Below are 21,135 nucleotides of genomic sequence, written 5' to 3' on the forward strand. Positions count from 1 at the left end.
ATGACCGCGGGTGATTTGCGTCGGCCATTCGTGGCCCGGCCAAGCCTCGCGGTCACGGTCGGCGAGCCGGCCGGCATCGGCCCCGAAATCTCGATCCGCGCGGCCTGGGCGCTGCGCGAATCCGCCAACTGCGTGCTGGTCGGCGACGCCGCCTTCCTGGCGCTCACCGCCAGCCTCGTCGACCCGTCCATCCGCCTGTCGGCGCTGTCGATCCAGGCCCTGCGCAACGGCGGCCTGCCGCACTTCGGCAAGGATCGCCTGGCCGTGATCGACGTGCCGCTCGCCGCGCACGTGGTGCCCGGCACCCTCGATGCGGAAAACGGGCGCGCCGTGCTGGCTACCCTCGACCTCGCGATCGAAGGCGCCCTGTGCGGCTGGTTCGACGGCATCGTCACCGCGCCGCTCCAGAAAAGCACGATCAACGACGCCGGCGTGGCCTTTTCGGGCCATACCGAATACCTGGCAGAGAAAACGAACACGCCGAAGGTCGTGATGATGCTGGCGGGGCAGCCCGCCGGCGATCAAGCCTACCTGCGGGTGGCGCTGGCCACCACCCACCTGCCGCTCAAGGATGTTCCCGCCGCGCTGACGCGCGACAACCTCACCCAGGTCATCGACATCATCGACGCCGACCTGAAGAGTAAGTTCGGCATCGCCGCGCCGCGCATCCTGGTCACCGGCCTGAACCCGCACGCGGGCGAGAACGGCTACCTGGGACGCGAAGAGATCGAGGTCATCGGCCCGGTGCTCGAAGAAGCGCGGGCACGCGGCATCGACGCGCGCGGCCCCTATCCGGCCGACACCCTGTTCCAGCCGAAGTATTTGCAGGATGCCGACTGCGTGCTGGCGATGTACCACGACCAGGGCCTGCCGGTTCTCAAGCACGCCACCTTCGGGCGCGGCATCAATGTCACGCTCGGCCTGCCGATCGTGCGCACCTCGGTCGACCACGGCACCGCGCTCGACCTGGCGGCGCGCGGACTGGGCCTGGCCGACTGCGGCAGCATGGAAGAGGCGATCCGCGCCGCCATGCAGATGACGTCGGCGCGCAGCAAGTAAACAAAGAAGAAAGCACCCATGAAACACGTCGCACGCAAGCGCTTCGGCCAGAACTTCCTGACCGATAAACTCGTCCTTGGCAACATCATCGACGCCATCGCCCCGCAACCCGGCCAGGCGATGGTCGAGATCGGCCCGGGGCTGGCCGCCATGACGGCGCTGCTGCTCAAGTCACTCGACCACATGCACGTGGTCGAGCTCGACCGCGACCTGGTGGCGCGCCTGGAAAAGGCCTACCCGCGCGAAAAGCTCACCGTCCATTCGGGCGATGCGCTGAAATTCGATTTCGGATCGATCCCGGTGCCGGAAGGGCAGAAGCTGCGCATCGTCGGCAACCTGCCGTACAACATCTCGAGCCCGCTGCTGTTCCACCTGGCCGAGTTCGCGCCGCTGGTCGAGGACCAGCATTTCATGCTGCAGAAGGAAGTGGTCGAGCGCATGGTGGCCGAGCCGGGCACCAAGGCCTACAGCCGCCTGTCGGTGATGCTCCAGTGGCGCTACGACATGGACCTGATGTTCATCGTCCCGCCGACCGCCTTCGACCCGCCGCCCCAGGTGGAGTCGGCGATCGTGCGCATGATCCCCAAGCGGCAGATGCTCGAGGTGGACGGCGCCACGCTGGAGAAAGTGGTGGCCAAGGCCTTCTCGCAGCGCCGCAAGGTGATCCGCAACTGCGTGGCGGGGATGTTCACCGAAGCGCAGCTGGTCGAAGCCGGCATCGACCCGGGGGTGCGGCCGGAGGCGGTGGGCCTGGAGCAGTATGTGGCGCTGGCCAAGCTGCTCTAGAGCTTTCGGATGACGCTGCGTCGTCGCGTATTGTAGGGTGGGCGGCTCCACCCGGAATCAACATGATACGCACAATGGATGCCGCCCGCGCGTTCAAGTCCCCGTTGAGTAGGACGGGCATTCATGGTCGGGTTGAACGCGTGGGCGGCTTTCAACGCACGACTGATCACATTCCCCGGTGGAGCCGACCACCCTACGAAACCCGCCCACATCCCGCTCTGCATTGCGCTGCACAATGACCGCGCATCGCGCATTTCGTCCCTTCATCCGCCCGTTCCCGCAGTCCGTCGCAGTCCGCTGGAGCCTGAGAGCCCCATTGGCTAAAGTGCATCCATCGACAACCGGATACGCAAGGAGCACGACAATGAACACCCTCAAGCACATGGAAGCCATCTTCCTCGCAGCCGTGGTACTCGCCGGCGTCAGCAGCTATGCGCAGGCCGCCAACAGCCGCGCGGCCGATGCCTGTAACGCCCAGGTGTCGGTCGGCGCCGCCCAGGTCGCCGTGGTGCACGTGACGGCCAAGCGTCCGGCCTGATCCGGCAGGCGAAAAAAAAGCCCGCGGTGAGGCGGGCTTGAAATCCAATTCTTTTCTGAGGAGAGTTGGAGGAGACAGATTCAGTATGCTGCGTCACAGCATATAAATCCAATTTCCATTTCAAATACTCGACATACGGTTTTTGTATATCTCAGGTCGGGGTGCACACGATGTTGATGTTGGTGACATCCACGTCACCCACGACGCCAGTCGGGTTCTGCACGGTACAGAAGCGGCCGGTCGGCTGGGTCACGATGGTCACCCCATAGGTCTGGGCATACGGGACCCTGACCGACATCGCATACTTGAAGGCGGCGCCGGTGGTATCGGTCGTGGACGGCACGATGACGGTGGTGCCGGTGGTGCTGCCGTTGGCCAGGACCAGGCCGGTATTGTCCTTGGTCAGCCCGGTGACTTCACCGCCGATCGCGTGGTCTTCGATGCCGCACTGGAAGCGGACATTGATTGCAGCCAGGCGGCCGGCCGTGTCGGCATTGCTCAGCGGGGCCTGCTGGTGGATGTCGCACACCTGGTGCAGCGGCTCTGTCTTGATCTGCACGTTATAGGTGTCGCCGTACTCGAGCTTGTCCGGGAAGGCGAACGAGACCGGGTCGCCGGCCCTGGCCGGCGGCGCAATCGTGATGTCGACGCCGTTGTTGGTCAGCACCATGCCCGGGTAGACGACGCCTTCGACGCTGCCGGCCACCGTGAAATCATCGTCGCCGCCGCCACCGCAGGATGCCAGGGCCAGGGCCATTGCCAGCATGCTTGCCGGACGGATCAGGGAAAACTTCATGAAAGTTGCTCCAGGGTAATTAGTGCGTTCAAGTGCGCGGGCCGCAGGTGACCGCGACGTTGGTGACGTCGGTCGCGCCCATCACGCCGGTGCCGTTGGCGACCGTGCAGGTCTGGTTGTCGGGCTGGGTCAGGACGACGACGCCGTAAGGCGCATCCTCGTTGATCTTGGCCATGCTGAACGACGTGGCGCCGGCCCCCACCGGGACGCGGTCCGCGCCGTTGACCAGCACCAGGTTGGCGCCCGTCAGGCCGCTGACCGTTCCCTTGAGCTCATGCTGGCGGATGGTGCAGGTGATATAGATGTTGGTGACGTTGAACGCCACCTTGCCCGACCCATTGGTCACCTTGCAGTCTTCCGCATTGCTTGGACGGCTCTTGATCGTGACGTTATAGTCGTCATCGGTTTCCGCCAGATCAGGGAAATAGAATTCGCCGAGGCCGCCGTTGGTCGGAGCGATCACCAGCTCGGCGCCGCCATTGTTTTGCAGGACCAGGCCGGGCTTGGTGACGCCGGCGAACGAGCCGCCGATCAGCATGTCGCCATCGCTGCCGCCGCAAGCGGACAGCGCCAGCGCGCACGCCAGCGCAGCACCGGCACGCAGGTACGAACTCTTCATAATCTCTCCAAAAAATCTGACTGGTGAATGTGCAAAGCGTGTGTCTTGATTCACGGGCTAGTGACTCATGGACACGCCGAAGGCGAATTGTCGCCACATTGATAGCCCAGCATTTTAGTGCATTTGGCAAGGAGCTGGACGGTTTGCCTTTGTATCACGGTGTAACCGTGGGTATCAGGGGGCGCCGGATTGATTTCCACTGGCGTGCTCGCTATCCTTGGGTGGAGCGCCACCTTTCCGATCTGCCCGACCATGACCCTTCGCCGCGCCTGGCCCAAAGCCGTACTGTTCGACCTCGACGACACCCTGTGGCCGATCGCCCCGGTGATCCTGGAGGCCGAGCAGATCCTGTTCGCCTGGCTGCGCACGCACGCGCCGCGGGTGGCGCAGCAATTCAGCATCGACACGCTGCGCCAGGCCCGGCTCGAGCTGCTGGCGCGCCGGCCCGAATTCCAGCTCGACCTGGGCGCCTTGCGCCGGGCCGGCCTGATCGCCGCCTTCGAGCAGGCCGGCGAAGACGCGGCCAAGGTGGAACTGGCAATGACCGAGTTCTTTGCGGCCCGCAATGCGGTGATCCCTTACGACGACGTGCTGCCCGGCCTGCTGCGCCTGAAGGGCAGGGTGCGGATCGGCTCCGTCACCAACGGCAATGCCGACCTGCAGACGATCGGCCTGGCGCGTCATTTCGACGTCTCCGTGGCGGCGCCCGGCTTCGGCGTGGCCAAGCCCGACCCGCGGATCTTCCTGGAAGCCTGCGCCCTGCTGGGCGTAGCGCCGCACGAGGCGGTGTACGTGGGCGACGACCTGCTGCTCGACGTCCACGGCGCCCGGCGCGCCGGCCTGCGCGCGGTGTGGATGAACCGGGTGGGCAAGGTCAACGACCTGGCGAGCGACATCCAGCCCGACGCCGAGGTGAACAGCCTGGACGGCCTGCTCGACTGGCTCAAGCGCGAGCACGCCTGACTGGCGCCGCCGCCGCCATCGCGTGCATAATAAGAGCATGCAACTCGAACCCCGCGCCCAGACCCTGCTCAAAGCCCTCGTCGAGCGCTATATCGCCGACGGCCAGCCCGTCGGCTCGCGCGCGCTGTCGAAGATATCCGGCCTCGACCTCTCGCCGGCCACGATCCGCAACATCATGGCCGACCTCGAGGAAATGGGGTACGTCTCCAGCCCGCACACCTCGGCCGGCCGGATCCCGACCCCGCGCGGCTACCGGCTGTTCGTCGACACCCTGCTCACCGTGCAGCACCTCGACGAACATACGGTGGGCGCACAGACAATGCGGCTCCCGAGCCAGCAGCCCCAGAAGCTCATCGCCAACGCGGCCCAGATGCTGTCCTCGCTGTCGACCTTCGCCGGGGTGGTGCAAAGTCCGCGGCGCGAGTCGGTGTTCCAGCAGATCGAGTTCCTGCGCCTGTCCGAGAAGCGCATCCTGCTGGTCATCGTCGATCCGCGCGGCGACGTCCAGAACCGCCTGCTGCTGACCGACGTCGACTACACCCCGGGGCAACTGGTGCAGTCGGCCAACTACCTGAACCAGAACTACGCCGGCCTGACCTTTGACGAAGTACGCAAGCGCCTGGGCGGCGAACTGCGCCAGCTGCGCGACGACATGGGCCAGCTGATGCAGGTGGCGGTGGAGGCGGGCAGCGAAGCGATGGCCGAGGGTGACGACATGGTGATCTCGGGCGAGCGCAACCTGCTGCGGGTAGAAGACCTGTCGTCCAACATGAGCTCGCTGCGCCAGATGTTCGAGATGTTCGAGCAAAAGACCGGCCTGATGCAGCTGCTCGACATGTCGAGCAAGGCGGGCGGGGTACAGATCTTCATCGGCGGCGAGTCGAAGCTGGTGCCGATGGACGAAATGAGCGTCGTCACCGCACCCTACGAAGTGAACGGCCGCATCGTCGGCACGCTGGGCGTGATCGGTCCGACGCGCATGGCCTACGAGCGCGTCATTCCGATCGTGGATATCACGGCCAAGCTGTTGTCGAATGCCCTGAGCCAGTCGTGAGGACGGTTTTGTAGGGTGGGCAGGTTTCCTGCCCACGCGGTCAAATCACGGTAATGCTGCCTGCGCGGCTATTCAGAGCCAAACTATCACCGCGTGGGCGGGGGACCCGCCCACCCTACGATTAAACACGGTCAATGCCGGTGCGGGCAGGCTGGCTTGACGCAGTTGCCGTAGATCGCCAGTGAGTGCTCGGCGATCTTGAAGCCGCGCTCCACCGCGATCTTGTGCTGGCGCGCTTCGATTTCTTCGTCGTAGAACTCTTCGACGTGGCCGCAGTCGAGGCAGACGAGGTGGTCGTGGTGGGAGCCGGCGTTGAGCTCGTAGATGGCCTTGCCGGTCTCGAAGTGGTTGCGGTTCAGCAGGCCGGCCTGTTCGAACTGGGTCAGCACGCGGTAGACCGTGGCCAGGCCGACGTCCATATTGTCGGCCAGGAGGATTTTGTAAACATCTTCCGCCGTCAGGTGCCGGACGGAGCTGTTCTGGAAGATTTCCAGGATTTTCAGGCGCGGCAGGGTAGCCTTCAGGCCGCTTGCCTTCAGGTCGGTGGGGTTATTACTCATGGCGGTTGCTCACGTTGATACTCACGTTTCTTGCTCGTAATTTGGCATAGTGCTTTATGATATAGCGTTTTGGAGCTCCCGCTCAAACGTTTTGAGGTTACCCATGCGCGTCAAACAAGCCGTTCTCCACCGATTCTCGAGCCGGGCCGCCATCGCGGCAGGCCTGGCATGCACGCTGATGCTGTCCGGCTGCGCCGCCTGGCGCAACCAGACGCGTCCCGCGCCGCCGGTGAGCACGGATCCGGCGGCAATCGCGGCCGACGCACAGAAATCGGCCGCCGCCGCCAACGCCGGCGCCCAGACCGTCCAGGCCAGCAAGCTGCAGAAGTTCATGTGGATCTTCTCGCCCTACCGCCCCGACATCCAGCAGGGTAACTTCGTGTCGCAGGAAATGCTCGACCAGCTGAAGGTCGGCCAGTCGCGCGACCAGGTGCGCTTCCTCCTCGGCAGCCCGCTGATGAACGACATGTTCCACCAGGACCGCTGGGACTACCCCTTCTATCTCGCGCGCGGCAACGGCGAGCTGACCACCAGCCGCGTCAGCGTGTTCTTCAAGGACGACAAGGTCGAGCGCTTCGAAGGCGGCAACCTGCCGACCGAGCGCGAATACATCGACCGCATCGCCGGCCCGTCCAAGGCAGGCACCAAGGCCAAGCCTGCATCGCGTCCGGTCGAGCCGGCCAAGGTGGGCGGCGCCCCGGCCGTCCAGCCATGAGCACCGTGAAAATCGCCGTCGCCGGCGCCAGCGGGCGCATGGGCCGCATGCTGGTCGAGGCGATCCAGGCCGCGCCCGACGCGCAGCTGGCGGGCGCCCTCGACGTCGCAGGTTCGCCCTCGATCGGCATGGACGCCGGCGCGTTTGCCGGCCAGCTGACCGGCGTGATCATCGGGTCCGACCTCGAGGCCGCGCTGAAGGGCGCCGACGTGCTGATCGACTTCACCCGTCCGGAAGGCACGCTGCGCCACGTCGACTACTGCGCCGCGAACAATGTGCAGCTGGTGATCGGCACCACCGGTTTCGACGAAGCCGGGAAGGCCGCCATCCGCGCCGCTTCCGACAAGGTCGGCATCGTGTTCGCCCCAAACATGAGCGTGGGCGTGAACGTGACCCTCAAGCTGCTGGAAATGGCGGCGAAAAGCTTTAACGAAGGCTACGACATCGAGATCGTCGAAGCCCACCACCGCCACAAGGTGGATGCGCCGAGCGGCACCGCGCTGAAGATGGGCGAAGTCATCGCCGACGCGCTGGGGCGCGACCTGAACGAATGCGCCGTCTATGGCCGCGAAGGCGTCACCGGCGAGCGCGATCCATCGACCATCGGCTTCGCCACCGTGCGCGGCGGTGACGTGGTGGGCGACCACACCGTCATGTTCCTCGGCACGGGCGAGCGCATCGAGATCAGCCACAAGTCGAGCAGCCGCGTGACCTATGCCCACGGCGCCCTGCGCGCGGCGCGCTTCCTGTCGGGCAAGCCGAATGGCCTGTTCGGCATGGACGACGTGCTGGGGCTGAAGGCTTGATCATGGCAACGGCTGAACTGAACGGCGCGGCCATCGTCGACGAGGCCTCCTTCCACCGCGAATCCCGGGGCGCCTTCGGTTTTCCGGCGTCATACGCCGACAGCATCGACGCCTGGGTCGACTGCATGAGCTACCTGCGCGACGAGGAAAACATGACCAAGTTCCGGCTCAAGCCGGACGAGGTGCTGGAAATCGTTATCGTCGATGCCGAGAAAATGAAGGCCGCGGCGCCTGATCTGCTGGAAGAACTCGCGTTTTGCGTGGGCGGCATCAACGAGCGCTATGAGGATTACGGCGAGAGGCCGGCGCTTGAGCTGGTGCTGCGCTGAAGCCCTGCGATCTCTTGAGCCGCCATCCCTGCTACCGCAGGCATGGCGGTTTTTCATTGTGGCCCTGCCTTTCGCCGCAGTGCAATACGACACAGTATAATGTCCGGTTCCACCCCTCATTACGTCTGCAGAAATCATGCAAGAAAAATATAGTCCAGCCGAAGTAGAACAGGCCGCCCAGGCCTACTGGAAGTCGATCGACGCCTATAAAGCCGTCGAACACGACCCGCGTTTCCCAAAAGGCAAGTATTACGCCTGCTCGATGCTGCCTTACCCGTCGGGCAAGCTGCACATGGGTCACGTGCGCAACTATACGATCAATGACGTGATGTACCGCTACCTGCGGATGAACGGCTACAACGTCCTGATGCCGATGGGCTGGGACGCCTTCGGCATGCCGGCCGAGAACGCGGCGATGGCGAACAACGTGCCGCCCGCGGAGTGGACCTATTCGAACATCGCGCACATGCGCGGGCAGATGGAATCGATGGGCCTGGCCATCGACTGGTCGCGCGAGATGACCGCCTGCAAGCCGGAATACTACAAGTGGAACCAGTGGATGTTCCTCAAGATGCTGGAAAAAGGGATCATCTACCAGAAGACCGGCACCGTGAACTGGGACCCGGTGGACCAGACCGTGCTGGCCAACGAACAGGTGGTGGACGGCCGCGGCTGGCGTTCGGGCGCGCTGATCGAGAAGCGCGAGATCCCGATGTACTACGTGCGCATCACCGAGTACGCGGACGAGCTGCTGGACTACGTCGACAACAAGCTGCCGGGCTGGCCGGAGCGCGTGCGCGTGATGCAGGCCAACTGGATCGGCAAGTCGACCGGCGTGCGCTTCGCCTTCCCGCACGATATCAAGGACGCGTCGGGTGAACCCATCAACGACGGCAAGCTGTACGTCTTCACCACCCGCGCCGACACCATCATGGGCGTGACCTTCTGCGCCGTGGCGGCCGAACACCCGCTGGCCCAGCACGCCGCACAGAACAACCCGGAACTGCAGGCCTTCATCGCCGAGTGCAAGCTGGGCTCCGTCATCGAAGCCGACATGGCGACGATGGAGAAGAAGGGCATGCCGACCGGTCTCACCGTCACCCATCCGATTACCGGCGAACAGCTGCCGGTCTGGGTCGGCAACTACGTCCTGATGACCTACGGCGACGGCGCCGTGATGGGCGTGCCGGGCCACGACGAACGCGATTTCGGCTTCGCGAAAAAATACGATCTGCCGATCAAGCAGGTGGTCGCTGTCGAAGGCCAGGAATTCTCGCTCGAGGGCTGGCAGGAGTGGTACGGCGACAAAGAGAACGGCCGCACCATCAACTCCGGCAAGTACGACGGTCTCGATTACATCGCCGCCGTCAACGCGGTGGCGGGCGACCTTGCCGCGCAAGAACTGGGCGACAAGAAGGTGACCTTCCGCCTGCGCGACTGGGGCATCTCGCGCCAGCGCTACTGGGGTACCCCGATCCCGATGATCCACTGCGGCGACTGCGGCGCGGTGCCCGTGCCCGAGCAAGACCTTCCGGTCGTGCTGCCGGAGCACCTGGTCCCGGACGGCACCGGTAACCCGCTGAACAAGGACGAAGCCTTCCTGGCCTGCTCCTGCCCGAAGTGCGGCAAGCCGGCGCGCCGCGAGACCGACACGATGGATACGTTCATCGATTCGTCCTGGTACTACATGCGCTATACCTCGCCGGGTTCGAACGACGCGATGGTCGACGCGCGCAACGATTACTGGATGCCGATGGACCAGTACATCGGCGGCATCGAGCACGCGGTCATGCACCTGCTGTACGCGCGCTTCTGGACCAAGGTGATGCGGGACTTCGGCCTGTTGAAGTTCGACGAGCCCTTCGTCAACCTGCTCACGCAAGGCATGGTGCTCAACGAGACCTACTATCGCGAAGACGCGTCCGGCAAGAAGACCTGGTTCAATCCAGCCGATGTCGAGCTCACTTTTGATGACAAGGGCCGTCCGCAGAGCGCCGTGCTGAAATCGGACGGCCAGCCGGTGAACATCGGCGGCACCGAGAAGATGTCGAAGTCGAAGAACAACGGCATCGACCCGCAGGCCCAGATCGAGCAGTACGGCGCCGACACCGCGCGCCTGTTCACCATGTTCGCCTCGCCGCCGGAACAGACCCTGGAGTGGTCGAACAGCGGCGTCGAAGGCGCGAGCCGCTTCCTGCGCCGCGTCTGGGCCTATGGCTACGCGCAGCGCGAGCGTATCGCCGCGGCCCTGGCCGGCCAGAAGCAAGGTTCCTTGGACGACGCGCAGAAAACCCTGCGCCGCGAAGTGCACAAGGTGCTGCAGCAGGCCGACTACGACCTGAAGCGCATCCAGTACAACACCGTGGTGTCGGCCTGCATGAAGATGCTGAACACGCTGGAATCGAGCAAGCTGGCCGAAGGCGTCGCATCCGACGCCGTCATCGCCGAAGGCTTCTCGATCTTCCTGCGCCTCTTGAACCCGGTGGCGCCGCACATCACCCACGCGCTGTGGCAGGAGCTGGGCTATGCCGCCGTCTACGGCGACATCCTCAACGTGCAGTGGCCCGAGGTCGACCCGCAAGCGCTGGAGCAGTCCGAGATCGAGATGATGATCCAGGTGAACGGCAAGCTGCGCGGCTCGGTCAAGGTGGCCAAGGATGCCGACAAGGCGAGTATCGAAGCGGCCGCGCTGGCCGAGGAATCGGTGCAGAAGTTCATCGAAGGCACGCCGAAGAAAGTCATCGTCGTCCCCGGCAAACTCGTCAACATCGTGGTGTAAGCGATGAAGACCATCGTGGTGCGCCTCCTCATGGCGGTCCTGGCGGCGGCAATCCTCGCGGGTTGCGGCTTCCAGCTGCGCGGCTCGAACGGCCAGTACAACATGCCCTTCAAGAGCATCTACCTGGCCTTCCCCGAGACCTCGCCGCTGGGCACGGAGCTCAAGCGCAACCTGCGCGCGGGCGATTCCGTGCGCATCGAGGACGATGCGTCGAAGGCGGAAGCGCTGTTCGACGTGCTGGGCGAATCGCGCGGCAAGGCGATCCTGTCGCTGAACAGCCTGGGCCGGGTGCGCGAATACGCGCTGAGCTACACGCTGGTGTTCCGCGTACGTGACGCCAACAACAAGGAGCTGCTGGGACCGACCGAGATCACCCTGCGCCGCAACATCGCCTTCGACGAATCGCAGGTGCTGGCCAAGGAATCGGAAGAAGCGCTGCTGTACCGCGACATGCAGGCCGACCTGGTGCAGCAGATCCTGCGCCGCCTCGCGGCCATCAAACCAGCCTGAGACAGAGTTATGCAACTGCGGCCTGAGGCCCTCGACGGCCACCTGGCCAAGGGCCTCGCGCCCTTGTACGTGATTACCAGCGACGAGCACCTGCTCGCGCTGGAAGCGGCCGACCGCATCCGCAAGACGGCGCGCGCCCAGGGTTACACCGAGCGCGACGTGCTCACGGTCGAGCGCAGCTTCAAGTGGGGCGAGCTGCTGGCGGCGAACCAGGCCATGTCCCTGTTCGGCGACAAGAAGCTGATCGAGCTGCGCATCCCTGGCGGCAAGCCGGGCAAGGACGGCAGCGCCGCCCTGCAGGCCTACGCCAAGGACCTCAGCCCCGACAACCTCACCCTGATCACCCTGCCGAAACTCGACTGGCAGACCGCCAAGGCCTCGTGGGTGGCGGCGCTGCAGGCGGCGGCGGTCTATATCGAGATCCCGAACGTCGAGCGTCCCGCCTTGCCGGGCTGGATCGGCACGCGCCTGGCAAGCCAGGGGCAGAGCGCCGAGCGCCAGAGCCTGGATTTCATCGCCGACCGCGTCGAGGGCAACCTGCTGGCGGCGCACCAGGAAATCCAGAAGCTCGGCCTGCTGTACGAACCGGGCAAGCTGAGCTTCGAGCAGGTGCACGACGCGGTGCTGAACGTGGCGCGCTACGACGTGTTCAAGCTGTCCGAGGCGATGCTGCACGGCGACCCGGCGCGCCTGGCGCGCATGCTCGACGGACTGAAAGGCGAGGGCGAGGCGCTGCCGCTGGTTTTGTGGGCCGTCAGTGAAGAAATCCGCACGCTGCTAAAATTGAAATCCGGGATGGCGCAGGGCCGTCCGCTGGGCGCGCTGCTGAAGGAATACCGCATCTGGGGGCCGCGCGAGCGGATGATGGAACCGGCGCTGCGGCGCGTCTCCAGCGCCACGCTGGAAGCGGCGCTGCAGGAGGCGGCGCAGGTGGACCGGATGGTCAAGGGGCTGCGTGCCAAGGCGTTCGCTGGAGATGCCTGGGATGCGATGCTTCAATTAGCGCTCCGTGTTGCACGGTAGGGTGGGCGGGTCTCCCGCCCACGCGTTCAACTACACCGTGACTTGATGCACCTCGGCCATTCCCCCGCTGGCTGAACGCGTGGGCGGCGGAGCCGCCCACCCTACGAAAATCGCACTACGGGAACGACGACGATGGACATCACCGAACAACTGCACTCCATGGGCCGCAAGGCCCGTGCCGCTTCACGCGCCATGGCGCGCGCCGACGGCGCCACGCGCAACCGCGCGCTGCTCCTGATCGCCGAGGCCATCGAGCGCGACGCCGACGTGCTGCGCGCCGCTAACCAGCAGGACATGGAAGCGGCCCGCGCCGGCGGCCTGGAACCGGCAATGCTGGACCGCCTGGCACTGTCCGACGGCGCCATCAAGACCATGGTCGAGGGCCTGCGCCAGATCGTCACCTTGGCCGATCCGGTCGGCGAGATCACCAACATGAAGTCGCGTCCGAGCGGCATCCAGGTCGGCCAGATGCGCGTGCCGCTGGGCGTCATCGGCATCATCTACGAAGCCCGCCCGAACGTGACGGTGGATGCGGCCGGCCTGTGCATCAAGAGCGGCAACGCGGCGATCCTGCGCGGCGGCTCGGAAGCGATCCACTGCAACCGCGCGCTGGCCAGGCTGGTGTCCGAGGGCCTGCAGGGCGCCGGCCTGCCGCTGGATGCGGTGCAGGTGGTCGACACGACCGACCGCGCCGCGGTCGGCGCAATGATCACGATGCCGCAGTACGTGGACGTGATCGTCCCGCGCGGGGGGAAAAGCCTGATCGCGCGCCTGATGGACGAGTCCACGGTCCCGATGATCAAGCACCTGGACGGGATCTGCCACGTCTACATCGACGACAAGGCCGACATCGCCAAGGCGCTGCCGGTGGCCTTCAACGCCAAGTGCCACCGCTACGGCACCTGCAACACCATGGAAACGCTGCTGGTCGCCCGGTCGGTCGCGCCCGTCGTGCTGCCGCAGCTGGCGGAGCTCTACAAGACGAAAGAGGTCGAGCTGCGCGCGGACCATGAGGCGCATGCGATCCTTGCCGGCTACCCGTATCTGGCGCACGCCACCGAACAGGACTGGAGCACCGAATACCTGGCGCCGATCCTGGCGATCCGCGTGGTGGAAGGGCTGGATGGGGCGATCGACCACATCAACACCTGGTCGTCGAAGCACACCGAATCGATCATCACCGAAGACTACAGCGCCGCGCTGCGCTTCCTGCGCGAGGTCGATTCGGCCTCGGTGATGGTGAACGCCTCGACCCGCTTCGCCGACGGCTTCGAATACGGGCTGGGCGCGGAGATCGGCATCTCGAACGACAAGCTGCACGCGCGCGGTCCGGTCGGGCTGGAAGGACTCACTTCGCTGAAGTACGTGGTGTTCGGGCACGGCGAAGTCCGGGCATAACAAAAGGAAACGCATGTACCTCTGGATCAAGGCCCTGCACATCGTCTTCATCGCGTCCTGGTTCGCCGGGCTGTTCTACCTGCCGCGCATTTTCGTGAACCTGGCCCAGGAAACCAATCCGGCGGCGCTCGAGCGCCTGCTGGGCATGGGCCGCCGGCTGTACCGCTTCACCACGATCCTGATGGTGCCGGCACTGGTGCTGGGCGTCTGGCTGTGGCTGGGCTACGGCATCCGGGGCGGCTGGCTGCACGCGAAGCTCGCGCTGGTGGTTTTGGCGATCGGCTACCATCATGCCTGTGGATCCTTGCTGAAGAAATTCGAACGCGGTGTCAACGCGCGCAGCCACAAGTGGTACCGCTACTTCAATGAAGTGCCGGTGCTGCTGTTGCTGGCGATCGTGATCCTGGTCGTCGTGAAGCCATTCTGAGCGGCTTTACCCGGCATTGAAGCCGCCGGTGCGGACCGGCGGCGCATAACATTTTTATTAACGGACAAAGGGTACCCCTCATGGCCTCATATTTCTGCCCATGCCCGCGCGGCATGGAAGCGGCACTTGCCGAAGAACTGGGCGAAATCGCCCAGCACAGCACCACGATGAAGGTGCACAACCAGGTGCCGGGCGGTGTGCACTGCTCAGGCTCACTGGTCGATTCCTACCGCATCAACCTGCATTCGCGCATTGCGTCGCGGGTGCTGATGCGCATGGGCCAGCGCAGCTACAACAACGAGAACGACATCTACGACCTGGTGCTCGAGCAACCCTGGGAAGACTGGTTTGGCGTCAGCCACACCATCCGGGTCGACGTCACCGCGGTGAAGTCCCCGCTGAAGAGCCTCGAATTCACCACGCTGAAGATCAAGGACGCCATCTGCGACCGCTTCCGCGACCAGTTCAACAAGCGTCCCTCGGTCGACACCCGCGAGCCGGACATGCGCATCGTCGGCTTCCTCGACCAGCGCAACTTCATCATCTACCTCGACACCTCGGGCGAAGCGCTGTTCAAGCGCGGCTGGCGTGAAGAGACCGGCGACGCGCCCCTGCGCGAGAACCTGGCGGCCGGCATGCTGCGCGTGTCCGGCTGGAAGCCGGGCGTGCCGCTGTTCGACCCGATGTGCGGATCCGGCACCATCCTGGTCGAAGCGGCGCAGATGGTACAGGGCATCCCGCCGGGTGCGCGCCGCCGGTTCGCCTTCGAGAAGTTCGCCGACTTCGACCGCGAGGCCTGGGCGGCGATGAAGGCCGAGATCAAGCCGAACCCGCTGCCGAGCGAACCCACCATCTTCGGTTCCGACATCTCGGGCGACATGGTCGCGATGACCCGGCACAACCTGAAGATCGCCGGCATCCTGTTCGAGGTGCCGCTCAAGCAGATCGAGGCCCAGCATGTGTCGCCGCCGACCGAGCAAGCAGGCGTCCTGCTGACCAACCCGCCCTACGGCGAGCGGATCGGCGTGCGCGGCGACTCCACCGTGCCGCAGGACGAGATGGCGGTGTCCTTCTACTCGGCGCTCGGCACCACGCTCAAGCAGCGCTTCGCCGGCTGGACCGTGTTCCTGTTCACCGCCGACCTGACCCTGCCCAAGCTGCTGCGCCTGAAGGAATCGCGCAAGACCCCGTTCTTCAATGGCGCGCTCGAATGCCGCCTGTTCCGCTTCGACATGGTGGCGGGCTTCAATCGCCGCGAGGAAGCAAAACCAAAACAGGAGCAATAAGCCCTCCATGCTGCCGCCGACCGACCCCGACGACCTGCCCAAGGATCCGGTCATCCCGGTTCCGCTGCCCCCGCCCCACAAGATCGCGATGCTGACCGCGGGCGGACTGGCCACGCTGCTGGCCGGGCTGTCGATGCTGGGGCCGTTCTCGATCGACGCCTACCTGCCGGCCTTCCCGCAGATCCGCGCCGAGCTGAACGCGTCGGCGGTGGAGGTGCAGCAGACCCTGACCGCCTACATGCTGGCCTTCGCCGGCATGGTGCTGTGGCATGGTGCGCTGTCCGATGCGTTTGGAAGGCGCAACGTGGTCCTGTTCGCGCTGGTCGTGTTCGCGATCGGCACCTTCGGCTGCGCGGCGGCCAGCTCGGTGCATTACCTGTGGGTGTTCCGCATCATGCAGGGGGTGTCGGCGGGGGCGGGCGTGGTGGTGGGGCGCGCCATCATCCGCGACCTGTATTCGGACGCCGAGGCGGCGCGCCTGCTGTCGATGGTGACGATGATCTTCTCGATCGCGCCGGCCATCGCGCCGGTGGTGGGCGGCTGGATCGTGAGCTTCTTCGACTGGCGCGCGATCTTCCTGGCGCTGTGCGTGTACACCGTGGCGCTGGGCTGGTTCTCGTGGAAGCACCTGCCCGAGACGGTGCCGAAGGAGCGGCGCCAGCCGTTCAACCCGCGCTTCCTGGCCCAGAGCTACGGCGCCATCTTCAGCTCCTTCCTGTTCCACATGAAGGCGGGCGTGGTGGCGCTCAACTTCGCCGGCCTGTTCCTGTACATCGCGTCGGCGCCGGTGCTGCTGCCCGAGCACCTGGGCCTGGGACCGTCGCAGTTCGCCTGGCTGTTCGTGCCGACCGTGAGCGGGATCTTCCTGGGCGCGCTGGCGGCCAACCGCATGGCCGGCAAGATGACCTTCGCGCGCCAGATCCGGGTCGGCTTCTTCTTCATGCTGGGCGCGATCACCTTCAACGTGGCCTACCACAGCTTCCTGCCGCCCGCGCTCCCGTGGAGCGTGGCGCACATGTTCTTCTTCACCTTCGGCAGCTCGATCATCGCGCCGGGCGCCACCCTGCTGGCGCTCGACCTGTTCCCGCACATCCGCGGCACCGTGGCCTCGTGCCAGTCTTTTGTTACCACGCTGATGGGCGCGATCGTGGCCGGCGTGATTTCGCCGATGCTGTCGCACTCGGTGCTGGCGCTGGCGCTCGGCCAGGCCGGCTTCGCCTTGCTGGCACTGGCCTGCTGGGCAACGGCGCGCCGCTACCGACGCCAGAAGATCCGCGACGGGCATCCGATGCCTTGACTGTCGCGTTCACGCTATTCAACGTGGAATTCGATTGTTCACCATCACTAGGGGGTTAGCAAGACACCGTAGGAATGCCCTGTCCACTGATCAGATTGACCCCAATCCAGCACCGATACCCCGTCCCTGCTGCGTTGGCGTCCTTGACTGTGTACATGCACTGGACAGCACCCTTGTTCCGCTCTCGGTCATCCTTCTCGGGACTGCATTTTTCATGAGCATCAGGGCCAATCGATTCGAATATTTCCTTTGCCGCTAGCCCTTTGACGACGACGGACAATTTTCGATCCTTCGCTGTGGGGGCTTCGCCATAGGCCACGGTCTCGCCGGAAAAGATCTTGTAACGGCTGTCCTGGAGCGGCTGCCACGTACCCAGCGTATCGGCGGCCAAGGCCAACGAAACAACTCCACCTGCGGCAAGAACGGCCGCAATTGTTTTTTTCATATCATCCTCGCAGACCTACGTGGAAATGGTCGTTGTGACCGATGAGGGGCTTCACGAAAGGTATTTTCGGATCGTTGAAGTAGACAACAGTAACTGGCGCGAAGGTGCGGAACAACCCGATCAGCTTTTCAGTGGCCTCCTGGTCATACTCCTTGTCGCCCCACCGTACAGGCAGATGCAAACCATCTTTTCGGAGCGCACGCACGTCGACCTGAAGCCCGTCCAGATGGGATTTGTGTTCATCATCATCAAACTTGTCGGCCCGGCTGATATTCCCCACACCGAAGCGGCGCTTATCGATGGCCTGCCACGCCAGACCTACGCGCAGGATTGCCGTCATCATGATCGGGTGCGCGTACTGGTATCCGCCTCTATCCGGTTTCCCGTCCATCAGGCCATAGGTGTAGTAGCCAGCTTCCATCGGCGCCTGCGGCAGCATGTAGAAGCCGCGCTTGTCCTGGGTAGGCCGGAGCGGGTCCGGTTTTTCATCGGGCACGGTCGCCTCCATCAAGCGCATGACTTGTTGCAGGACAGGTCCCAGCCGCCTGCAGTATTGCCGCCCATGCCACCGCCAATCTTCTGCTGCGCGTACTTCCATTTCACCTTGGCGAACTGCAGGCCGATGCGGTCACAAAGAATGCTTCCCTCGGTCACCATCTGCTCCATGTTGGTGATCAACACATTCTCCAGTTCGAGTTCGTAATACTTCACCCGGTTTCCGTCGCCATCGGCCCGCATGAATTCCATCTTCGCCTTGGGAATGGTTTTACCCGACGAGCAGGTCTGCATCAGTACGGGCGAAGCGAGGTCAACGTGCTTGACGATCGACAGCGTATGGTATTCACTGCGTCCGGTTGTGCGTCCTCCAGCAGCAGAACCTGATGCGATCGTGGGCTGCACGACGCCCCACTGCGCCGAACTGATCTCGATCCATTGCTGATGTTTGGAATCCGCTGATTCGCCCTTGATGCCGTCGATTTGCAGATATACATCGATCGCCATGTCTTCTCTCCGATTGGTTAACGACATCGGCCATTCTTCCTTGGTGCGTTCAGTGACCGATTGGGGACGCGCAACAGAGGCCGTGATTGCTCACAAGCGATCGAGCAGATTCAGATGATGACGTGGCATAGTTCGGTTTGGCACGCCTCAATCTCGGTGCAGCGTGCAAGTGGCGGCGCAGCTGCAGCACTGCAGTATTGGATGCTGTGTGTCGCTCTGCTGACGTTTGGCGAGATCTTCTTCGGATAGCTGCGCGCCGATCACCCTAGATGAAATAAAATTTCATACATGCATGCATATATGAAATAATCTTCCGATTGTTTCGGAATCGTCTGATTACGCCTCTACCTTTAGAGCGACGTCTCGACAACACTTTTTACAGAAAGTATTGTTCCCGATCAGAAATGTCTATATGCTAAGATAAGTTTTTCATGCCCAGAACAAACCCTGAAACATTGTTCTGTTTGGTAGATAAATGAGCAAGACTGTGTGGCATCCCGTCCTGGGCTGCCTCGGACAACCCTCGACAAGCGGCCACGTTTGAGACCATGCAAGCTTCGGATCAAGATATCCGCAATCGTCTGCTGATTGCCCGTCTGCCGGCAATGCCGCAGATCCTCGTGCGTCTCATCGAACACCTGCAGGCCGACGACCTCGGCATGCCGGAACTGGCCGCCCTGATTTCGAAGGACGCCGGCATGACGGGAAAGCTGCTGGCGGTCGCCAACAGCTCCGCCTACCAGCGCCACACCCGCAACGTCAACCTCGAGCAGTCGCTGGTCGCCCTCGGCACCGACATGATCAAGACGCTGGTCATCAGCGATTCGGTGTTCCAGACCTTTAACAACTTCCCGCATTCCGGCAGCACCGACCTGCGCGCCTTCTGGAAGAATTCGCTGAGCACGGCCGTGATCGCGAAGGAAATCGCGCGTGCGGTCGAGTACCCGCACCTGGAAGAAGCCTACCTGGCGGGCCTGCTGCACAACGTCGGCCGCCTGGCGCTGCTGGCCACCGCCCCCAAGGAATACGCCTTCAACTTCACCGCGCGCGATGACGAAGACCTGTGCGCCGTCGAACAGCGCACGCTGCAGATCACCCACGCCGAAGCCGGCGCCTGGCTGATCGAGCGCTGGCAGCTCGACTCCTTCCTGGCAGACGCGGTGCTGTACCACCACGAGCCGAGCGAACGCCTGGAGTCGGCCCATCCCCTGATCCGCATCGTGCGCCTGGCCCACGTGCTGACCAGCCATGCGGACGACGAGCAGGCCGTCGCGCAGGCCGCTGCCCTGTGCGGCATCGACGGCGAGCAGGCCGGCCAGATGCTGGCCGGCGCCGCGCGCCAGGTCGACAAGGCCGCCGCCCATCTCGGCATCGACCTGGCCGGCGCCGACGACATCCCGGCGCCGCCGGCCTATGCGCCCCCGAGCCTCGACCCGGTGCAGCAGCGCCTGTCCGAAGAAGTGCGCAACATGGTGCTGGTGTCGGAAGTAGGCCAGAGCTTCGCGCGCCAGCAAGGCGAATCCGGCCTGCTGGAAGCGATGACGCGCTCGGCGCGCATCCTGTTCGACTTCGGCAATGCCGTGGTGTTGCTCGAGAACCCGACCGGCCACGCCCTGGTGGGCGCGCCGGTTCCTGGCAGCCAGCGCATCGCCGAATTCGCCGTGCCGCTTGCCAAGGGCGGCGCGATCGCCAAGAGCGCGCTGGAGCGCCGTCCGGCCTTCATTGGCGGCGATGCGGACGCCATGCGCGCCGACGGCTCGCTGGGCCTGGCCGAAGAACAGCTGCTGCGCATGCTCGGCACCGAGAGCATGGTGTGCGTGCCGCTGGTCGCCGGCGCGCGCTGCCTGGGCGTCCTGATCGGCGGCATCGCCGCCTGGCAGGTCCCGTATTGCCAGCGGCGCGAACGCTTCATGCAGTCCTTCGGGGCGCAGGCCGCCGCCGCGCTGGAGAACATGCTGTCCGAGCGCGGTCACGCGCGCCGCCAGCTTGCCCACGTGGCCGAGGAATACCGCGAAGCCTCGCGCCGCGTGGTGCACGAAGTGAACAATCCGCTGTCGATCATCAAGAACTACCTGAGTGTCCTCGACAGCAAGCTGGCGCGCCAGGAACCGGTCAGCACCGAGATGTCGATCCTGAACGAAGAGATCGACCGCGTCGGGCAGCTGGTCAGCAGCCTGGCCGACATCAAGCCGATCGAAGCGGGCCCGCGCCCGACCGACGTCGTCAAGGTGGTCGACGAAGTACAGCGCCTGTTCCGCAGCACCGGCTTCGTCCCCAGCACGGTGGACATCCATGTCATCATGCACGACGAGGCCACCCGCATCGAGGGCGACGCCGACGTGCTCAAACAGATCCTGGTGAACCTCGTGAAGAACGCCATCGAAGCCCTCGGCACGAGCGGCGGACGGGTCGAGATCGTCAACCGCGGCCACGTGAACCGCGAGCGCCAGCTGTATCTGGAGCTTAGCGTCAGCGACAACGGCCCCGGCCTGTCGCGCGAGGTGCTGGCCCACCTGTTCTCGCCGGTGAAGAGCACCAAGGACGGCGCCCACCATGGCCTGGGCCTGTCGATCGTGCATAGCCTGGTCAAGAAGCTGGGCGGCCACATCGCCTGCCGCAGCGGCCGCAGCGGCACCGCATTCGAAATCCTCCTGCCGGCCTGGTCCGGCGCCGGCACCGCCGCCGGCACGTCGCTTGGTAACCCTGTAGCACTGCCGGCGCGCGCGCTGGGCTCCGCATAAAG

At 64.5% G+C, this 21,135-nt stretch carries 21 protein-coding genes and 1 pseudogene; 16 read left to right on the top strand and 6 right to left on the bottom strand.

Features of this window, described 5'->3' with window-relative positions; translation table 11 throughout:
• From pdxA to AC56LU_RS03935, 3 genes are all read left to right on the top strand, one after another.
• Positions 1 to 1,059, top strand: coding sequence for a 4-hydroxythreonine-4-phosphate dehydrogenase PdxA (pdxA, locus tag AC56LU_RS03925; RefSeq protein ID WP_497174298.1), 1,059 nt, complete (start codon positions 1 to 3; stop codon positions 1,057 to 1,059).
• Positions 1,060 to 1,077: 18 nt separating this feature from the next.
• Positions 1,078 to 1,845 carry a 16S rRNA (adenine(1518)-N(6)/adenine(1519)-N(6))-dimethyltransferase RsmA gene (gene rsmA, locus AC56LU_RS03930; RefSeq protein ID WP_497174299.1) on the top strand — a complete coding sequence of 256 codons (768 nt, stop codon included), beginning with the start codon at positions 1,078 to 1,080 and terminating at the stop codon, positions 1,843 to 1,845.
• A gap of 364 nt (positions 1,846 to 2,209) precedes the next feature.
• Complete coding sequence (locus tag AC56LU_RS03935; RefSeq protein ID WP_497174300.1) at positions 2,210 to 2,383, top strand: hypothetical protein; 174 nt, start codon at positions 2,210 to 2,212, stop codon at positions 2,381 to 2,383.
• A gap of 151 nt (positions 2,384 to 2,534) precedes the next feature.
• Here the strand turns inward: AC56LU_RS03935 and AC56LU_RS03940 are convergent, their stop codons facing one another.
• Positions 2,535 to 3,179, bottom strand: a complete 645-nt coding sequence (locus AC56LU_RS03940; protein ID WP_497174301.1) for a hypothetical protein — start codon at positions 3,177 to 3,179, stop codon at positions 2,535 to 2,537.
• 28 nt (positions 3,180 to 3,207) lie between these two features.
• Positions 3,208 to 3,798 carry a hypothetical protein gene (locus AC56LU_RS03945; protein ID WP_497174302.1) on the bottom strand — a complete coding sequence of 197 codons (591 nt, stop codon included), beginning with the start codon at positions 3,796 to 3,798 and terminating at the stop codon, positions 3,208 to 3,210.
• Positions 3,799 to 4,050: 252 nt separating this feature from the next.
• On the opposite strand from AC56LU_RS03945, the gene AC56LU_RS03950 reads away from it, so the two are divergent.
• Positions 4,051 to 4,761, top strand: a complete 711-nt coding sequence (locus AC56LU_RS03950) for an HAD family hydrolase (RefSeq protein ID WP_497174303.1) — start codon at positions 4,051 to 4,053, stop codon at positions 4,759 to 4,761.
• Between the two features lie 37 nt (positions 4,762 to 4,798).
• Positions 4,799 to 5,815, top strand: coding sequence for a heat-inducible transcriptional repressor HrcA (gene hrcA / locus AC56LU_RS03955; protein WP_497174304.1), 1,017 nt, complete (start codon positions 4,799 to 4,801; stop codon positions 5,813 to 5,815).
• Positions 5,816 to 5,946: 131 nt separating this feature from the next.
• Here the strand turns inward: hrcA and fur are convergent, their stop codons facing one another.
• The gene (fur, locus tag AC56LU_RS03960) at positions 5,947 to 6,375 is read right to left on the bottom strand and encodes a ferric iron uptake transcriptional regulator (RefSeq protein ID WP_027866534.1); all 429 of its coding nucleotides are present in this window, start codon (positions 6,373 to 6,375) and stop codon (positions 5,947 to 5,949) included.
• 103 nt (positions 6,376 to 6,478) lie between these two features.
• Here fur and AC56LU_RS03965 point away from each other — a divergent pair, with 103 nt between their 5' ends.
• The 10 genes and pseudogenes from AC56LU_RS03965 (at position 6,479) to AC56LU_RS04010 (ending at position 16,945) form a co-directional block, all read left to right on the top strand.
• Entirely contained in the window at positions 6,479 to 7,090 is a 612-nt protein-coding gene (locus AC56LU_RS03965) for an outer membrane protein assembly factor BamE (protein ID WP_497174305.1), read from the top strand.
• Entirely contained in the window at positions 7,087 to 7,896 is an 810-nt protein-coding gene (gene dapB, locus AC56LU_RS03970) for a 4-hydroxy-tetrahydrodipicolinate reductase (RefSeq protein ID WP_497174306.1), read from the top strand. Before AC56LU_RS03965 ends, dapB begins: the two co-directional genes overlap by 4 nt.
• 2 nt (positions 7,897 to 7,898) lie before the next feature.
• Complete coding sequence (locus tag AC56LU_RS03975) at positions 7,899 to 8,225, top strand: barstar family protein (protein ID WP_497174307.1); 327 nt, start codon at positions 7,899 to 7,901, stop codon at positions 8,223 to 8,225.
• 136 nt (positions 8,226 to 8,361) lie between these two features.
• Positions 8,362 to 11,004, top strand: a complete 2,643-nt coding sequence (gene leuS, locus AC56LU_RS03980) for a leucine--tRNA ligase (RefSeq protein WP_497174308.1) — start codon at positions 8,362 to 8,364, stop codon at positions 11,002 to 11,004.
• Positions 11,005 to 11,007: 3 nt separating this feature from the next.
• Positions 11,008 to 11,514 (top strand): LPS-assembly lipoprotein LptE, encoded by a 507-nt coding sequence (locus AC56LU_RS03985; RefSeq protein WP_497174309.1) that lies wholly within the window; start codon positions 11,008 to 11,010, stop codon positions 11,512 to 11,514.
• 9 nt (positions 11,515 to 11,523) lie between these two features.
• A complete protein-coding gene (holA, locus tag AC56LU_RS03990; protein ID WP_497174310.1) occupies positions 11,524 to 12,537 on the top strand; it encodes a DNA polymerase III subunit delta in 1,014 nt (337 codons plus the stop codon).
• Positions 12,538 to 12,618: 81 nt separating this feature from the next.
• Positions 12,619 to 13,935, top strand: a pseudogene (locus AC56LU_RS03995) (glutamate-5-semialdehyde dehydrogenase); the annotation flags it as partial.
• Positions 13,936 to 13,948: 13 nt separating this feature from the next.
• A complete protein-coding gene (locus AC56LU_RS04000; protein ID WP_497174311.1) occupies positions 13,949 to 14,362 on the top strand; it encodes a CopD family protein in 414 nt (137 codons plus the stop codon).
• An 80-nt stretch (positions 14,363 to 14,442) separates the two neighbouring features.
• Complete coding sequence (locus AC56LU_RS04005) at positions 14,443 to 15,648, top strand: THUMP domain-containing class I SAM-dependent RNA methyltransferase (protein ID WP_497174312.1); 1,206 nt, start codon at positions 14,443 to 14,445, stop codon at positions 15,646 to 15,648.
• Positions 15,649 to 15,655: 7 nt separating this feature from the next.
• The gene (locus AC56LU_RS04010; RefSeq protein ID WP_497174313.1) at positions 15,656 to 16,945 is read left to right on the top strand and encodes a multidrug effflux MFS transporter; all 1,290 of its coding nucleotides are present in this window, start codon (positions 15,656 to 15,658) and stop codon (positions 16,943 to 16,945) included.
• A 55-nt stretch (positions 16,946 to 17,000) separates the two neighbouring features.
• Here AC56LU_RS04010 and AC56LU_RS04015 read toward each other — a convergent pair whose 3' ends face one another.
• Genes AC56LU_RS04015 through AC56LU_RS04025 form a run of 3 tightly spaced genes read right to left on the bottom strand, consistent with a single transcriptional unit; the run spans position 17,001 to position 18,392 of the window.
• On the bottom strand, positions 17,001 to 17,390 hold the full coding sequence (locus AC56LU_RS04015; RefSeq protein ID WP_497174314.1) for a hypothetical protein: 390 nt from the start codon (positions 17,388 to 17,390) through the stop codon (positions 17,001 to 17,003).
• A gap of 1 nt (position 17,391) precedes the next feature.
• Positions 17,392 to 17,907 carry a hypothetical protein gene (locus AC56LU_RS04020; protein WP_497174315.1) on the bottom strand — a complete coding sequence of 172 codons (516 nt, stop codon included), beginning with the start codon at positions 17,905 to 17,907 and terminating at the stop codon, positions 17,392 to 17,394.
• Positions 17,898 to 18,392, bottom strand: a complete 495-nt coding sequence (locus AC56LU_RS04025; RefSeq protein ID WP_497174316.1) for an Hcp family type VI secretion system effector — start codon at positions 18,390 to 18,392, stop codon at positions 17,898 to 17,900. Before AC56LU_RS04025 ends, AC56LU_RS04020 begins: the two co-directional genes overlap by 10 nt.
• 605 nt (positions 18,393 to 18,997) lie before the next feature.
• Here AC56LU_RS04025 and AC56LU_RS04030 point away from each other — a divergent pair.
• Complete coding sequence (locus AC56LU_RS04030) at positions 18,998 to 21,133, top strand: HDOD domain-containing protein (protein WP_497174711.1); 2,136 nt, start codon at positions 18,998 to 19,000, stop codon at positions 21,131 to 21,133.
• Positions 21,134 to 21,135 lie beyond the last annotated feature (2 nt).

The sequence above is a fragment of the Telluria sp. PB2R4 genome (assembly GCF_059685695.1).

What these genes read in the sequence shown, in the direction of transcription:
- pdxA (WP_497174298.1), top strand. Translation starts at nt 1, where the DNA reads ATGACCGCGGGTGATTTGCGTCGGCCATTCGTGGCCCGGCCAAGCCTC.
- rsmA (WP_497174299.1), top strand. Translation starts at nt 1,078, where the DNA reads ATGAAACACGTCGCACGCAAGCGCTTCGGCCAGAACTTCCTGACCGAT.
- AC56LU_RS03935 (WP_497174300.1), top strand. Translation starts at nt 2,210, where the DNA reads ATGAACACCCTCAAGCACATGGAAGCCATCTTCCTCGCAGCCGTGGTA.
- AC56LU_RS03940 (WP_497174301.1), bottom strand. Translation starts at nt 3,179, where the DNA reads ATGAAGTTTTCCCTGATCCGTCCGGCAAGCATGCTGGCAATGGCCCTG.
- AC56LU_RS03945 (WP_497174302.1), bottom strand. Translation starts at nt 3,798, where the DNA reads ATGAAGAGTTCGTACCTGCGTGCCGGTGCTGCGCTGGCGTGCGCGCTG.
- AC56LU_RS03950 (WP_497174303.1), top strand. Translation starts at nt 4,051, where the DNA reads ATGACCCTTCGCCGCGCCTGGCCCAAAGCCGTACTGTTCGACCTCGAC.
- hrcA (WP_497174304.1), top strand. Translation starts at nt 4,799, where the DNA reads ATGCAACTCGAACCCCGCGCCCAGACCCTGCTCAAAGCCCTCGTCGAG.
- fur (WP_027866534.1), bottom strand. Translation starts at nt 6,375, where the DNA reads ATGAGTAATAACCCCACCGACCTGAAGGCAAGCGGCCTGAAGGCTACC.
- AC56LU_RS03965 (WP_497174305.1), top strand. Translation starts at nt 6,479, where the DNA reads ATGCGCGTCAAACAAGCCGTTCTCCACCGATTCTCGAGCCGGGCCGCC.
- dapB (WP_497174306.1), top strand. Translation starts at nt 7,087, where the DNA reads ATGAGCACCGTGAAAATCGCCGTCGCCGGCGCCAGCGGGCGCATGGGC.
- AC56LU_RS03975 (WP_497174307.1), top strand. Translation starts at nt 7,899, where the DNA reads ATGGCAACGGCTGAACTGAACGGCGCGGCCATCGTCGACGAGGCCTCC.
- leuS (WP_497174308.1), top strand. Translation starts at nt 8,362, where the DNA reads ATGCAAGAAAAATATAGTCCAGCCGAAGTAGAACAGGCCGCCCAGGCC.
- AC56LU_RS03985 (WP_497174309.1), top strand. Translation starts at nt 11,008, where the DNA reads ATGAAGACCATCGTGGTGCGCCTCCTCATGGCGGTCCTGGCGGCGGCA.
- holA (WP_497174310.1), top strand. Translation starts at nt 11,524, where the DNA reads ATGCAACTGCGGCCTGAGGCCCTCGACGGCCACCTGGCCAAGGGCCTC.
- AC56LU_RS04000 (WP_497174311.1), top strand. Translation starts at nt 13,949, where the DNA reads ATGTACCTCTGGATCAAGGCCCTGCACATCGTCTTCATCGCGTCCTGG.
- AC56LU_RS04005 (WP_497174312.1), top strand. Translation starts at nt 14,443, where the DNA reads ATGGCCTCATATTTCTGCCCATGCCCGCGCGGCATGGAAGCGGCACTT.
- AC56LU_RS04010 (WP_497174313.1), top strand. Translation starts at nt 15,656, where the DNA reads ATGCTGCCGCCGACCGACCCCGACGACCTGCCCAAGGATCCGGTCATC.
- AC56LU_RS04015 (WP_497174314.1), bottom strand. Translation starts at nt 17,390, where the DNA reads ATGAAAAAAACAATTGCGGCCGTTCTTGCCGCAGGTGGAGTTGTTTCG.
- AC56LU_RS04020 (WP_497174315.1), bottom strand. Translation starts at nt 17,907, where the DNA reads ATGCGCTTGATGGAGGCGACCGTGCCCGATGAAAAACCGGACCCGCTC.
- AC56LU_RS04025 (WP_497174316.1), bottom strand. Translation starts at nt 18,392, where the DNA reads ATGGCGATCGATGTATATCTGCAAATCGACGGCATCAAGGGCGAATCA.
- AC56LU_RS04030 (WP_497174711.1), top strand. Translation starts at nt 18,998, where the DNA reads ATGCCGCAGATCCTCGTGCGTCTCATCGAACACCTGCAGGCCGACGAC.